Source organism: Mitsuaria chitosanitabida ATCC BAA-476 = NBRC 102408 (assembly GCF_001598255.1).
Lineage (GTDB): Bacteria > Pseudomonadota > Gammaproteobacteria > Burkholderiales > Burkholderiaceae_C > Roseateles > Roseateles chitosanitabidus.
The window spans coordinates 517,550-531,591 of sequence record NZ_BCYP01000018.1 but is presented as its reverse complement, the minus strand read 5'-3'; the positions used below and the strand labels follow the sequence as shown (position 1 = coordinate 531,591).

Genomic DNA, 14,042 nt, shown 5'->3' with positions numbered 1-14,042 from the left:
CGATCGCGGCCCGCGCCATCGCGCGGCCTCACACGCCCTTCGCCGCGGTCACGATGCCCTGCCCTGCCGCCCAGGCGTTGATGTCGTCGCGGCGGATGGCCGCGGCCATCAGGCCGGGGAAGGCATCGGGCGTGCAGGCGAAGGACGGCACGCCCAGCGCGGCGAGCTTGGCCGCCAGCGCGTGGTCGTAGGCCGGCGCGCCCTCGTCGCTCAGCGCGAGCAGCGCGACGCACTGCACGCCGCTCTCCACCAGGTCCGCCGCGCGGCGCAGCAGCTGCGGCTCCACGCCGCCTTCGTAGAGGTCGGAGATCAGGACGAAGATCGTGTTGCGCGGCTCGCGGATCAGCGACTGGCAATAGGCGACCGCGCCGTTGATGTCGGTGCCGCCGCCCAGCTGGACGCCGAACAGCAGGTCGACCGGATCGTCGAGCTGCTCGGTCATGTCGACCACCGCGGTGTCGAAGACCACGAGCTTGGTGCTGACCGCCGGCAGCGAGGCCAGCACCGCGCCGAAGATGCTCGCGTACACGACCGAGTTGGCCATGGAGCCGCTCTGGTCGATGCACAGCACGATCTCGCGCTGCGGGCGACGGGCCTTGCGGCCGTAGCCATGCAGGGTCTCGGGAATCACCGTGCGATGCGACGCTTGCCAGTGGCGCAGGTTGGCGCGGATGGTGCGGTGCCAGTCGATCTCCGCCAGGCGCGGCCGGCGGTTGCGCTGGCTGCGGTCCAGCGCGCCGGTGATGGCCGCGCGCATCGGCTCCTCCAGGCGCTTCATCAACTCGTCGACGACCTGCCGGACCACGCGGCGCGCCGTGTCCTTCGTGCCCGCCGGAATCACGCGCGACAGCGCCATCAGGTTGGCCACCAGGTGCACGTCCGGCTGGACGCCTTGCAGCATCTCCGGCTGCAGCAGCATGTCACGCAGGTTCAGCCGCTCCAGCGCGTCCTTCTGCATGACCTGCACCACCGTGCTCGGGAAGTACTTGCGGATGTCGCCCAGCCACCGGGCCACGCGGGGCGCCGATCCGCCCCGCCCGCCGCGCCGATCCCCGCCCAGGCCCGCGCCGTCGTCGTAGAGCGCGCCCAGCGCCTGGTCCATCTCCACGGCCGGGCCGCTCAGCGCGCCGCAGCTCTCCTCGGCTTCGCCGCCGAGCACCAGGCGCCAGCGGCGCAGGCGGTCCGCATCGCTCGCGCCGGGACCGCTCGCGGCCCTCGTCGCGTCCGTCGTGGGGTCCGTCGGCGCTCCGCGGGCCGTCCCGTCCGCGTCCGGCGTTCCGTTCACATCGCTCATGCCGTCACTCCCAGCATCGCGCGCAGCAGCGGCAACGGCAGCGCCGCGCGGGTCTCGTCCCATTCGGCGGACGCCGCCGATACCGCCCCGACGCCCGGCTTGCGCGCCGCGCGCTGACCGAGGTCGCGTCGCTCGCCCGGGCCGAAGTGCGCGAAGGTGCGTCGCACCAGCGGCAGCACGCGGATGAAGTGTTCCTCGTCGAGGCCGCTCAACCAGGCGTCGACCAGCGGCCACACACCGTCGTGATGCAGCAGGACCACCGCGTTGCGATTGAGGAAGCCGTCCAGCCAGGCCGCCGCCTTCGCGGGCTCCGCCGCGCGCGACAGGTGCAGCGAGATCGCCGTGCCCGCCTCCTCCGCGGTGATCAGTCCGTCATCGAGCAGCAGCCGCGTGCACAGCCCGCGCAGCAACGCATGCGCGCCCTCGCGCGCGGCCAGTTGCGCGATCGCGGCGCGCCAGTGCGTCGACGGCTCGGTCTGCCGGCCCGGGTCGCGCAGACGGATCGCCGACTGCGCGCCGAGCACGCGGTCACGGCATTGCGCGGCGGCCGCGTCGTCGAGCGAGTCCCCCGCCAGCGGCAGTCCGATCGCCGCGCGGGTCACGAGACCGTCGAAGACCTGTCCCACCAGGGCCGCGTCGGTCTGCCGCACGTTGCCGTAGCGGAAGACGTTGGCCAGCGGCGGCAGCGCGGCGAGCAGCTGATCGGCGTCGCCGGTGACCGCCGCATGATCCTGCAGCGCGCGCGAGGCGACGGCCACCGCGTCCGGCAGATCGGCCAGCAGCACACGGTCCACCAGCTCGGCCAGCGCTCCCAGCGTGCGCTCGCCGCCGCAGCGCTCGGCCACCGCGACGGTGGCGGCCTGCGCGACCGACTGGCCCCAGCGGCTCGCCTCGATCAGGCGCAGCGCGTACTCCGGTTGCCATTGCAGCGACCAGACCTCGTGGAAGGTGCCGCGCGAGGACTTGCCGGCGCGCGCGATCTCGCCCCAGGGCAGATCGATCAGGCGCAGGCGGTGCAGCAGGTGGCTGCGGGCGAGGTCGTTGGGCTGACGCAGGTCCAGGTCCAGCGTCTTCTGCGTCGCCTCGGGCTTCATGCGCAGCGACTTCTGCAGCTGCTCGAGATCGCGCTGCAGCGGCACCATCGGCACGCTCGCGGGCACGCGGCCAAGGCGGTCACCGATGACCAGCTCGTCGCGGATGAAGCTCGACACGGCGTCGTCGCCCAGCGTCATCACGGTGCGCGTGGCTTCGTGCAGCTCGTCCAGGCCTGGCGCCGGGCGCTGGCGGAGCGCGGCCAGGGTGTCGGCCAAGCGCGCGGCCTCGATCAGGTGGGCGGAGGAGCAGTCCAGATCGCGCTCGCGCATCAGCCGCGCGACGCGCGCCAGCCAGCCGATGGCGCGCGGTCGGCTTTCGCCGTCCTGGGCGCTGCGCCACAGGTGCTCGTACCAGCCGGGCGAGGCGATGCCGGCGCCGTAGCCGCTCTCGCGGGCGAGGTGCCGGTAGGTCCACGGCACCCAGGTGCTGGTGACCTTCAGCTTGGGCGCGCCCTTGAGCAGCGCCTGATCGGACTTCACCGCCACGTCCGCCTGCAGGCCGCCGAGGTGCCAGGCACCGCAGACCACGGCGATGCGCGCGAAGCCCTCCTTGCGCGCGGCGCGGATGCACTGGCGCATGTGGGCCTCGCGCATCGCCTCGCGGCGCGCGCGCGGCGTCCGTGGATCAAGGGTCTCGTCCTCGCCCGATGCCGCGGCCTCGGCGCGCAGCGTGGTCATGGCCTCGGCGATGGCGAGGAACAGGTCCTCGCCGTCGCCACGCTCCTCGACCATGTGGTTCCACCAGGCCTCGCCGTCGGCATAGCCCGCCGCGCGAGCGAACCAGTCGAGCGGATCGCCCCGGCGCGTCGAGGCTTCGCCGGCGACGACCGGCAGGGCGTCGTCGGCGTCCTCCGCCGGCCCGTCCCGCTGCTCGAGCGGAGGCTTGGGCGGGGTCGCGTTCCGGGACTCGGAGGCGGCCTCTTCCCTGCTCGCTGCCTCCAGGCCTAGGGAGATCGCCACCGGCAGATCGATGAAGCGCACCGGGACGCCGGCGGCGGCGGCCCAGCGCAGGGCCTGCCATTCCGGCGAGAAGGTCGCGAACGGGTGATAGACGGCGCGACCGGCATCCTCGACACCGTGCGTGAGCAGCGCCACCGGCGGCGCCATCTCGGGATCGAGCACCGCCGCGACGAGGCCGTCCGCCTCGGGCGGACCCTCGATCAGCACGCAATCGGGCCGCAGCGCCTCGAAGGCGGTCAGCAGGCTGCGCGCGCAGCCCGGACCATGGTGGCGGACACCGAAGAAATGCACCGGATCGGTCATGGGGATCGTCGGAAGGACGTCGGGGAATCGTCGGGGGCGTCGCCGGTCGTGGCGGGTCCCTCGGGCCTGTCGAGGTCGATGGCGACGGTGTTCAGGTCTGCTCGCGGCAGGCGCGGTACAGGTCCTTCCAGTCGGCGCGCTCCTTGACGACGGTCTCCAGGTACTCGATCCAGACGACCTGGTCCTGCATCGGGTCCTTGACGATCGCGCCGAGCAGGCCCGAGGCCACGTCGCGCGGGCGCAGCACGCCGTCGCCGAAGTGGCCGGCCAGCGCCATGCCGCTGTTGATCACCGAGATCGCCTCGGCGGTGGACAGCGTGCCGCTGGGCGACTTGAGCTGGGTCTTGCCGTCCTCGGTGCGGCCATTGCGCAGCTCCCGGAAGATCTGCACGATGCGCCGCACTTCCTTCAGCGCGGGCGGCTCGGCCGGCAGCTGCAGCGCGACGCCCAGCTCGGCCACGCGCTTGACGACGATGGACACCTCGGCGTCCTCGCTCGCCGGCACCGGCAGCACCACCGTGTTGAAGCGGCGCTTGAGCGCGGCCGACAGCTCGTTCACGCCCTTGTCCCGGTTGTTGGCCGTGGCGATCACGCTGAAGCCGCGCGTGGCCTGCACCTCGCCACCGAGCTCGGGAATGGGCAGCGTCTTCTCGGACAGCACGGTGATCAGGCTGTCCTGCACGTCGGCGGGAATGCGGGTCAGCTCCTCGATGCGCGCGATCTTGCCGGCGCGCATCGCCTTCATCAGCGGGCTGGGCACCAGGGCCGCCTCGCTCGGACCATTGGCCAGCAACTGGGCGTAGTTCCAGCCATAGCGCAGTTGCTCCTCGCCGGTGCCGGCGGTGCCCTGGATCAGCAGCGTCGAGTCGCCGCTCACCGCCGCCGACAGGTGCTCCGAGACCCAGGACTTGGCCGTGCCCGGCACGCCGTAGAGCAGCAGCGCGCGGTCGGTGGCCAGCGTGGCGACGGCGATCTCCATCAGGCGCTCGTCGCCGATGTACTTGGCGCTGACCTCGAAGCCGTTGTCCAGCCGCCCGCCCATCAGATAGCGCAGCACGGCCCAGGGCGACATCGCCCAGTTCTCGGGCCGCGGTCGCGTGTCCTGACGCTTCAGCTCGGCGAGCTCCTCGGCGAACTGATGCTCGGCATGGCGGCGCAGCAGCTGCGAGGCGTTGGCGGTCTCGGTGGAAGTGCTCATGGGGTCCTCGGGCGGGAATCCGGATGGGAAGCGTGCGCGGAGCCGCTCGCGGCGGCGGTCGCGGGGAAGGCGGGCGTGACGCGCGGCAGCGCCAGCAAGGCGCGGCGCAGCGTGGCCGTCTGGGCGACGGCCTGCAGCATGTCGGTGTAGGACGGGCTCTCGCCGTCCGAGCGCAGGTCGGCCAGCGAGCCGTATGCGGCCAGGCTGTCGGGATGCACGACGGCGCCGAACTCGGTCAGCATCGCGCGCACCGCGTAGTCGTCCTTGAGCAGGCCACCGCGGGCCCGCGCGATCAGCTGCGCGGTCAGCGCCTGCGACAGCGCGGGGCCCAGCGTGTCGCCGCCACTGGCGGCCGCGATCAGCGCCGACAAGGGCAAGGATTTCTGCTCCAGATGCCGCAGCCAGTAGCGCTCGCGGCGCGCCTGCGGCAACCAGCCCAGCGCCTGCGCGACCTGGTGCGTCGGCCGATGCGCCGACTCCGCGTTCGCGGGGCCGGCGGAGGCGATGTCGATGAAGGCCTCGCACCAGTCGGGCTCGCGCGTCGCGCCGAGAACGTCGAACCAGCCGCGGGTGAGCGCCTCGTGCCAATCGGTCCCGGCCGCCCAGTGCAACAGCTCGGCCGGCGTCATGCCGGTGGTGCTGATCCAGTGACCGAGCGGCACCTGGCGCACGAGCTGATACAGCCACCAGGCGCGCTCGCCGAGCTTCTCGGCCTGCGGCCGCTCCAGGATCAGCTGATCGGCGGACCAGTCGGCCGCTCGGGCCGAGGCCCCGGCGGCGTCCACGGCCTGCGGCGCGTCGATGACCCAGTGCTGCCGGATCAAGGCGCGCTCCCGGCGCAGCAGCGGCGCGAGGCGGGCCGCCGCGCGGCGCGGATGGGCGGCGTCGGGCAGGCGAAGCAGCAGCGACAGCGCGACCTCGCGCACCTCGCGACCGCGGTCGGCGCGCAAGCGATCGAGCAGCGCCTCGTCGTCGGGGCCCAGGCCGATGGCGAGCTGCCCGGCCAGATCGGCGCGCTCCTTCGCCGGCAGCTCGGGCAGCGCGGCTTCGAGCCGGGCGCGCGCGGCGGCGGCATCGAGGCCGCGCTCACGGGCCAGGAAGGCGCGTCGCTGCTCGAGCGTGCCGTCGGTCCATTGAGATTCGTCGGGCGCGGCGCTGCCGACACCGGCGGCGTAACGCCAGTCCTCGCGCTGTCGGGCCAGCCACAGGCCGCGCTCGCCGAGCACGGGCAGCAGCGGCGCGCGCAGCGCGACGGATCGGCGACCGATCTCCAGCGCCAGCGGCAGCAGGGTCTCGGGCAGGCGCAGCCCCGCGGCGGCGAGGTCCGCGAAGACCTGTTGCTGCAGGCGCGCGGGGGCGTCGGTCAACGCCCAGCGCAAGAGCAGGCGCAGGTGGCCGCCCGCGCCGTCGGGCACGGCGGGCCGCGCGTCGGTGGGCGCGGCCTCCGGCGGGGACGCGGTCCAGGCCCGGTCCTGCAGACCGGCGGCCTCGCAGGCGGTGATCACGGCCATCGCGCGCAAGACCGGACCCGACGGGCCGGGCGCGTCCCGCGCGGCCTCGGCGACAAGGGCGCCGACCGCGCCGGGCCACGCGGGCAGCGGGCCGGGTTGTCGTTCGGTGCCGACCATCGCGATCGGCAGCAGCGGCGTCCAGGCGCTCATGCGGCGCCCCTCACCCAGGCCGGGCCGACCGCGCCGGACGTCCAGGCGGTGAGCGGGCCCAGGCGATACCCGTCCCATTCGCCCATCACGCGCAGCGGATGTCCGCCCGACACGGCCATCAGCGTCCACCAGTCCGAGTCCCCGAGGCGCAACGGCAACGCGCGGCCGTCGGCGACCAGCTGCGGGCCGGACTCGGTCTGGACCGGCGTCGCGTGGGCGAGCACCACCGGATGCAGCATCGCGAAGGGATTCGCCGCGACGCGCGACGCGATGCGACGCCATTCCGCGGACCAGGCGTGAGCACTGGCCGCAGCGGCACCAGCAACCGCACCAGCACCAGCACCAGCAACGGCACCGGCATCGGCATCGGCGTCGACGTCAGTGTTGGTATCGACGTCAGTGTTGGCGTCAGCGTCGGGATCGAGCGCATGCACCGTGCTCGGCGCGACGGCGGGACCGATGGACTGGGTCGATGCGATGGTCGTCGTCGGCGACGTTTCGGCAACGAGTGCCCGCATCGGCGCGGCGCCCGGATGGAAGACCAAGGTCAGGTCCGCCGCGCTGCCCGGCAGCCAGACGCCGTCGAAGCCTCGTGCGCCATGCGCGTGATCGAGCAGCCAGGCCCGACGGCCGGTACTCGTGCCTTGCAGCCAGACGCGGCGCTCGTTCAGGCGTGCGTCGCGTTCCTCGACGATGGCACCCAGCACGACCCAACGATCCGTGACGCGTTCACCAGTGGCCAGCACCTCCGACTGGTCGACGGGCCAGCCGCACAGCGTGCGCAGATCCGCCTGTACTTCTGGGGACAGCGTCTCGCGCCGCGAGATCGCCTCGCAGGCGAGTTGCAGCAGCCCCAGTCGCGACAGCAGACGCTCGGGCCAGTCGGCGCCCACGCGCCAGACATCGGCCGCGGCGCCCAGTCGCTGACCGAGACCGGGCGCCTGCGCATCCACCATCCGCGCGGCCATCGTGCGCCAGCCGCGGATCGTCGCGTCGTCGATGGCCCCCAAGCCACGACCGAGCTGGTCGCCCAGCCAGCGCTGCAGTTCCGCGGCAGCGTCCTCGATGCGCCGCCAGCGCTGGGCCTCGCGCCGCGTGGCGCCGTCGGGATCCACGAGCGCCGACGCGGCCTGCGCGGGGTCCACGCCCTCGGCGATCTGCGCGGCGCGTTCCGCCGCGCGCTCAACGGCCTTCTGGTCGCGCTCTTCCTTCTTCTGGGCGCGTTCGTCGCGCGAGGCCAGCCATTCGGCGACCCAGGTGGGCGGCTCGCCAGCGCTGAACCGGCCGGCCTCCTGCGCATGCAGCATCAGCAACGCGAGGCCATGCTTGCAGGGGAACTTGCGGCTGGGGCAGGAGCAGCGGAAGGCTGGGCCGGCACGGTCCACCTGTGTCTGATAAGGCTTGGACCCGCTGCCCTGGCATTCGCCCCAGACGGCGGCGTCGTTGGCGCCGAGCACGGGCCACTTGGCCGGCGCGATCAGCCCCCGCGCGGCCTTCGCCGAGGCCTCGTCCGGCGCCAGCGCCAGCACGCCTTCCATGGTCAGCGTCATGCTGGCCCGCTCCCTGGTTGTCTGGTGATGGATGAGAACCGGGCGAGTCTAGCCGTCAGCAGACCGGGACCCCGCCCCCTTCAAGGGGGAAGCCCGCGCGATCCGCGGAAGATCCGGCCCACGCCGGCGACACCCGTGCCAGGTCTTGCCCACGGACTCGCGGGCGACTCGCGGTTCAGGTGCCCGAGGCCTTCGCGTTCACCGGCAGACCGATCTCGAGGATAGCGTTGGGGTCGCGGGGATCGAAGTCGTCGCCATAGCGCTCGAAGTGGGGACCGGCGCGCAGCGTCCAGGACGACGCCGGCAGCCATTGGCGATAGAGGAAGTCGAAGCCCTGCGCGATCTCGCCGAAGGGCCAGCGCAGCACGGCGTAGGTGCCGGCCGGGATCGCCCAGCGGGACAGGCCCTCGGGGAGCGCGCTCTCGGGCGTCACGGGCACGGCGGCCATGTAGCGCAGGCGCGCGTCGGACGCGGCCTCGGGGCCGCAGCCTTCCATCACGCCGTAGCTGACGCCGGGCTCGGCGACGGGCCCGATCTCGTCCATCCGCGCGACGAAGCGCGGCCACATCGCGGGGATGTCGGGGGACACCGGCACGGTGTCGATCGCCATGCCGATGACGGGAATCTCGGGCAGGTCGACGATCTTCGGGTCCATGAGCACTCCTGGTTCAGCGCACGCGAAACGCCGCATGCGAAGCGCCCGCGATTCTGCCCGCCAGCGTCGACGGCGTCGTGTCAGCAGGGGGCGTCGGGAGGGAGACCTCGGGCCCGCATCGACTGCCTGGGGAGCGTCCCATCCGCGCGGCTTGGCCGGAGATGGAAGCGCCCCATCGGCCCATCGATCAGGGCAGGCGCGCCAGCGCCTCCAGGTAGCGCGGGGCGAGCATCAGCTCGTCCCAGGTCAGCGGCGCCGATTGCGGCACCAGCGCGGCGCGGCGCGCCTCGCCGTCGATGGCCGGCGTCCAGCGACCGTCGGCCGCCGCGGCGCTCAGGCCGTCCAGCAGCTCGTCGATCGCGCGGCCGCCGTCTTCCAGGCTCTGGTTGCACAGCAGCACCAGGTCGCAGCCCGCGTCCAGCGCCGCCAGCGCGGCTTCCGTGTAGCCGACCTCGCGGCCCTCGATGACGCGGGCGCCGGCCATGCTCAGGTCGTCGCTGAAGACGGCACCGGCGAAGCCCAGGCGCTCGCGCAGGATGTCCTGCAGCCAGCGGCGGCTGAAGCCCGCCGGACGCGCGTCCACCTTGCGGTAGATCACGTGCGCCGGCATCACCGCCGACAGGCTCAGGCTCAGCCATTCGAAGGGCCGCGCGTCCTCGGCCAGGATGGCCTTGAGCGTGCGCGTGTCCACCGGCACGCCGACATGCGAGTCCGTGGCCACGTGCCCGTGCCCCGGGAAATGCTTGCCGCAGCTGCCCATGCCCGCCAGGGCCAGGCCTTGCATCAGGCTCTGCGCCAGCAGGCTGACCACGCGCGGGTCCGCATGGAAGCTGCGCGAACCGATCACCGCGCTGCGCGACTGGCGCGTCTCGTCGTCCTGGTGGTCCAGGTCCAGCACCGGCGCGAAGGTGAAATCGACGCCGCAGGCGCGCAGCTCCAGCGCCAGGACCAGACCGGTCGCGGTCGCGGCCTGCACCGCCCGCATCGCGTCCTCCATCCACAGCTCGCCGAGCGTGCGCATCGCCGGCAGCGCGGTGAATCCGTCGGTGCGGAAGCGCTGCACGCGGCCGCCTTCCTGGTCCACCGCGATCAGCAGATCGGGCCGGATCGCCTTGGCCTCGGCGCACAGCGCCGTCAGCTGGGAGCGGCTCTCGAAGTGGCGCGCGAACAGGATCATCCCGCCCGTCAGCGGATGCGCCAGCCGGCGGCGGTCGGCCTCGGTCAGCGCGGTGCCGGCGATGTCCAGGATCACCGGGGCGTGCAGGGATTCGGTCATGGTTGTCTCTCTCTGTTGATCAGGTGAAGGGGCCGCGGCGGGATCGCCACGTCGATCGGCACCGTGGGTGCGGCGACGCGGCCCCGGCGCTCAGTCCCGCGTCTCGACAACGACGAAGGCGGTCGCGTAGTCGGTCTCGTCGCTGACGCTGACGTGGGCCTTCAGGCCCTTGGCCTCGAACCACTCGGCCAGCGCCCCGTGCAGCCGGATCTCCGGCTTGCCGCTGGGCGCCTTGACGACCTCGCAGGACCGCCAGGTCATCGGCATGCGCATGCCCATGCCGACGGCCTTGGAGAAGGCCTCCTTGGCCGAGAAGCGGGTCGCCAGATAGGCGATGCCGCGCGCCTCGACCTTCTCGAAACGCGACCGGAAGACGGCGATCTCGTGCGGTCCGAGCACCTTCTCCGCGAAGCGCTCGCCGCGTCGCTGGAAGGTCTCCCGGATGCGCCGGATGTCGCAGACGTCGGTGCCGATGCCGTAGATCATCGCGGTCCTTTCAAGCCCGACGCGTGCGGGCCGTGTGCGTGCTTCGTGCCGTTTGCGTGCCCGCGTCGCAACGCGAGGTCAGCGCCGTCATCAGACGTTTCCCGGCACGCCGCGGTGGGGGCTGGCAGCGGCGGCGGCCGCTCAGGCGTAGGCGCGCTGGATGCTGCGCTGGTAGTCGCGCACGGTCTCGGCGTAACCGAGTTCCAGCGCGTCCGCGATCAGCGCGTGGCCGATCGACACCTCCGCCACGCCCGGCACCTCGCGCAGGAAGCGGGTCAGGTTGTCGCGGTTGAGGTCGTGGCCGGCGTTGATCGCCAGGCCCTGCGCCAGCGCGGCGCGCGCGGCGGCGGTGAAGCGCGCCAGCACCTCATCCTCGCGCGCCGTACCGAAGGCGCTCGCCCAGGTCTCGGTGTAGAGCTCGATGCGCTCAGCGCCCAGGGCCGCGACATGCGCCATCGCCTCGGGCAGCGGATCCATGAACAGGCTGACCCGCACCCCCAGCGATCGGCATTCGGCGATCATGGGCCGCAGCCGCTCGGCGTCGGCGGGCAGGTTCCAGCCATGGTCCGAGGTGAACTGGTCCTCGCTGTCCGGAACGAAGGTCGCCTGATGCGGACGGACCTCGCGGATGAAGTCCATCAGGTTCTGGGTCGGGTTGCCCTCGATGTTGTACTCGGCCTGCGGCCAGGCCTTCATCAGCGCGGCCAGCTCGCGCACGTCGCCGGCGCGGATGTGGCGCTCGTCGGGACGCGGGTGCACCGTGATGCCCTGCGCGCCGGCCTCCAGGCACAGCTGCGCGGCCCGCGTCACGCTGGGAATGCCCAGGTGCCGGGTGTTGCGCAGCAGCGCGACCTTGTTGACGTTGACCGACAGCGCGCAGCGCGCGTCGTGACGGCCGGACTCGGGAGCGATCAGCGGATTCATGTGAGCAGCTTCTGGACGTCGAGCAGCACCTGCCGCGTCCGCAGAGGACGATGACCGAGATGATAGTGAAGCAGCGCCCGCAGCAGCGGCTTCAAGGGCGGTCCTGCGAACTCGCAGGCCTGGCGCAGCGCCGGCAGGCTGCCGTGCATGAGCGCGGCCTGCAGCTGGATGAAGGCCTGGCCGCCGAGCTGCGGCGCGTCGTGCGTGGGCACGACGACGCCGGACTCGGGCGCCAGCATGTAGAGCCGGTCGGGATCCAGCGGGGCCTGCGTCGTGGCCAGCACGCTCAGGTCGGGCAACAGGCCGCAGGTGGCCAGCAGGCGCAGCTCGAAGGCGCGCAGCGCGGCTTGCGCGTCGTCCACCGATTGCAGCTGCGGCAGCAGCGCGGCATAGGCGTCGAAGAGCTCGGGTTGCGCGTCCTGCCGAGGCAGGAACTTCAGCAGCAGCTCGTTCACGTAATAGCCGCTGAACAGGGCCGCGCCACCGGGCAGGGTCTGACCGCCGACCCATTCCGCGCCGCGCAGCGACTGCACTTCGGCCGCGCCGTCCTCGTTCATCTTGGACGGCTTGGACAGCGTCACCTGCAGCCTCAGGAACGGGAGCAGCACCGATCGCAGCTGGGAATACGGCCGTTTCGCGCCCTTGGCGACGACCGCCAGCCGGCCCTGCTCACGGGTGAACAGGTCCAGCACGAGGCTGGTCTCGCTCCAGTCGTAGTGATGCAGGACGAACGCCGCCTGGGTGCCGGGCGGCCTCGGGGCGCGGGGAGCCATCCCCGATCACTCGTAGCCGTAGGAGCGCAGGTGCTCTTCCGAATCCGCCCAGCCCGAGCGGACCTTGACCCACAGCTCCAGGAACACGCGCGCCTCCATCAGCGTCTCGAGTTCCTGACGGGCCTCGGAGCCGATGCGCTTGAGGCGCTCGCCGCCCTGGCCGATGACCATGCCCTTCTGGTTGTCGCGCTCGACCACGATGGTCGCGGCGATGCGGCGCAGGTTGCCCTCCTCCTCCCAGCGGTCGATGACCACGGTGGCTTCGTAGGGCAGCTCGTCGCCGGTCAGGCGGAAGAGCTTCTCGCGGATCATCTCCGCGGCCAGGAACTTCTCGCTGCGGTCGGTCAGCGCGTCCTCCTCGTAGAACCATTCCTGGTTCGGGAGGTAGGGCTTGAGGATCTGGAACAGGCGCTGGACGTCCGCGTCCTTCTTGGCCGAGAGCGGGACGAACTCGGTGAAGTTGCGGCGCTCCTGCATGCTCTTGAGCCAGGGCATCAGCTCGGCGCGGCGATGCACCGCGTCCAGCTTGTTGGCGATCAGCACGACCGGCTTGTCCTGCGGGAGCAGCGACAGCACCTTGGCGTCGTCCAGACCGAACTTGCCGGCCTCCACGACGAAGAGCACCAGGTCCACGTCGGCCAGCACGCCCTGCACCGTGCGGTTCAGGTTGCGGTTCAGCGCGGTGCTGTGCTTGGTCTGGAAGCCCGGGGTGTCGACGAAGACGAACTGCGCTTCGTCGACGGTGCGCACGCCGGTGATGCGGTGACGCGTGGTCTGCGCCTTCTTCGAGGTGATCGAGACCTTCTGGCCCACCAGCGCGTTCAGCAGCGTGGACTTGCCCACGTTGGGCCGGCCGACGATGGCGATCAGGCCGCAGCGGGCGTCGCCTTCGTACGGGGGCGCGCCGATGCCGCCCTGGACCTCGGGCAGGTCGCCCTCGTCGTCGTCCTCGATCCCGTCGTCGTGCGCGGCGTCGACGCCGTCGTGGGCGTCGGTCTCGGGGATCTCGGGCGTGTCAGGCGTGGCGGGGGCGTGCGGGGCGTTCAGAACAGGGTCCTTGGAATCGGGTTGGGGGTCGGAAGAAGACGAGGACGCCGTCGCGGGCGTCCTCGGGGGGGTCGGTGCGTTCATGGCGAACTCCGCGTCAGTCGCGCGTCAATCGCGCAGGCCCGTGCCGGGTCGGTCGCCCGCGAGCAGCTCGTCCAGCACCTGCCGGGCTGCCTCCTGCTCGGCGATGCGCCGCGAGCGGCCCTCGCCGCGCCGCGCCAGGGTCAGCGCCGCGACCTCGCACTCGACGGTGAAGGTCTGGGCATGCGCCTGACCGCGCGTCTCGGCGATGCGGTACGACGGGACCGGGAGCTTGCGCGCCTGCAGCCATTCCTGCAGCGCGGTCTTGGAATCCTTGGCCCACTGCTCGATGCCGCTGGCCGCGATGGTCTCGCCCAGCAGCCGGCGCACGATCTCGCGGGCGGCCTCGTAGCCGCCGTCCTGGAACGCGGCGCCGATCACGGCCTCCAGCGCGTCGGCCAGGATGGACGGGCGCTGCGCGCCGCCGCCACGGGCCTCGCCCTCGCTCATGCGCAGGCATTCGGGCATCTGCAGCTGCAGCGCCAGCTTGTGCAGGCTGTCCTCGCGCACCAGGTGCGCGCGGATGCGGGTCAGGTCGCCCTCGTCGGAACCGGCGAAGCGCTCGAACAGCAGCGCCGACACGGCCAGGTTCAGCACCGCGTCGCCCAGGAACTCCAGCCGCTCGTTGTGCTGCTGGCCGAAGCTGCGGTGCGTCAGCGCGCGCTGCAGCAGCGGCGCCTGCGTGAAGCGGTAGCCGAGGCGTTGCTGGAGCGATTCGAGCGCTTGCGGGGTCATGGAGA

12 protein-coding genes are annotated in these 14,042 nt (G+C 72.4%); all 12 read right to left on the bottom strand.

All coding sequences use genetic code 11. The features are described from left to right. Positions 1-28: 28 nt before the first annotated feature. Complete coding sequence (locus MCHT01_RS13185) at positions 29-1,294, bottom strand: VWA domain-containing protein (RefSeq protein WP_084452516.1); 1,266 nt, start codon at positions 1,292-1,294, stop codon at positions 29-31. Beyond that, positions 1,291-3,651, bottom strand: coding sequence for a DUF5682 family protein (locus MCHT01_RS13180; RefSeq protein ID WP_067065755.1), 2,361 nt, complete (start codon positions 3,649-3,651; stop codon positions 1,291-1,293). The genes MCHT01_RS13185 and MCHT01_RS13180 overlap by 4 nt, the downstream gene beginning before the upstream one ends. 91 nt (positions 3,652-3,742) lie before the next feature. After that, on the bottom strand, positions 3,743-4,849 hold the full coding sequence (locus MCHT01_RS13175; protein ID WP_067065754.1) for an ATP-binding protein: 1,107 nt from the start codon (positions 4,847-4,849) through the stop codon (positions 3,743-3,745). Further along, the gene (locus MCHT01_RS13170; protein WP_067065753.1) at positions 4,846-6,510 is read right to left on the bottom strand and encodes a DUF5691 domain-containing protein; all 1,665 of its coding nucleotides are present in this window, start codon (positions 6,508-6,510) and stop codon (positions 4,846-4,848) included. Before MCHT01_RS13170 ends, MCHT01_RS13175 begins: the two co-directional genes overlap by 4 nt. Then, on the bottom strand, positions 6,507-8,060 hold the full coding sequence (locus MCHT01_RS13165) for an SWIM zinc finger family protein (RefSeq protein WP_067065752.1): 1,554 nt from the start codon (positions 8,058-8,060) through the stop codon (positions 6,507-6,509). The genes MCHT01_RS13170 and MCHT01_RS13165 overlap by 4 nt, the downstream gene beginning before the upstream one ends. 175 nt (positions 8,061-8,235) lie before the next feature. Continuing rightward, positions 8,236-8,715 carry a GyrI-like domain-containing protein gene (locus MCHT01_RS13160; protein WP_067065751.1) on the bottom strand — a complete coding sequence of 160 codons (480 nt, stop codon included), beginning with the start codon at positions 8,713-8,715 and terminating at the stop codon, positions 8,236-8,238. Positions 8,716-8,902: 187 nt separating this feature from the next. Next, positions 8,903-9,991, bottom strand: coding sequence for a beta-N-acetylhexosaminidase (gene nagZ, locus MCHT01_RS13155; protein ID WP_067065750.1), 1,089 nt, complete (start codon positions 9,989-9,991; stop codon positions 8,903-8,905). A gap of 90 nt (positions 9,992-10,081) precedes the next feature. Then, positions 10,082-10,477, bottom strand: a complete 396-nt coding sequence (acpS, locus tag MCHT01_RS13150) for a holo-ACP synthase (protein ID WP_067065749.1) — start codon at positions 10,475-10,477, stop codon at positions 10,082-10,084. Between the two features lie 141 nt (positions 10,478-10,618). Beyond that, positions 10,619-11,401, bottom strand: coding sequence for a pyridoxine 5'-phosphate synthase (locus MCHT01_RS13145; protein ID WP_067065748.1), 783 nt, complete (start codon positions 11,399-11,401; stop codon positions 10,619-10,621). Further along, the gene (gene recO / locus MCHT01_RS13140; protein WP_067065747.1) at positions 11,398-12,174 is read right to left on the bottom strand and encodes a DNA repair protein RecO; all 777 of its coding nucleotides are present in this window, start codon (positions 12,172-12,174) and stop codon (positions 11,398-11,400) included. The genes MCHT01_RS13145 and recO overlap by 4 nt, the downstream gene beginning before the upstream one ends. A 6-nt stretch (positions 12,175-12,180) precedes the next feature. After that, on the bottom strand, positions 12,181-13,305 hold the full coding sequence (era, locus tag MCHT01_RS13135) for a GTPase Era (protein WP_084452512.1): 1,125 nt from the start codon (positions 13,303-13,305) through the stop codon (positions 12,181-12,183). Between the two features lie 24 nt (positions 13,306-13,329). Further along, positions 13,330-14,037 (bottom strand): ribonuclease III, encoded by a 708-nt coding sequence (gene rnc, locus MCHT01_RS13130; RefSeq protein ID WP_067065746.1) that lies wholly within the window; start codon positions 14,035-14,037, stop codon positions 13,330-13,332. Between the last annotated feature and the right edge of the window lie 5 nt (positions 14,038-14,042).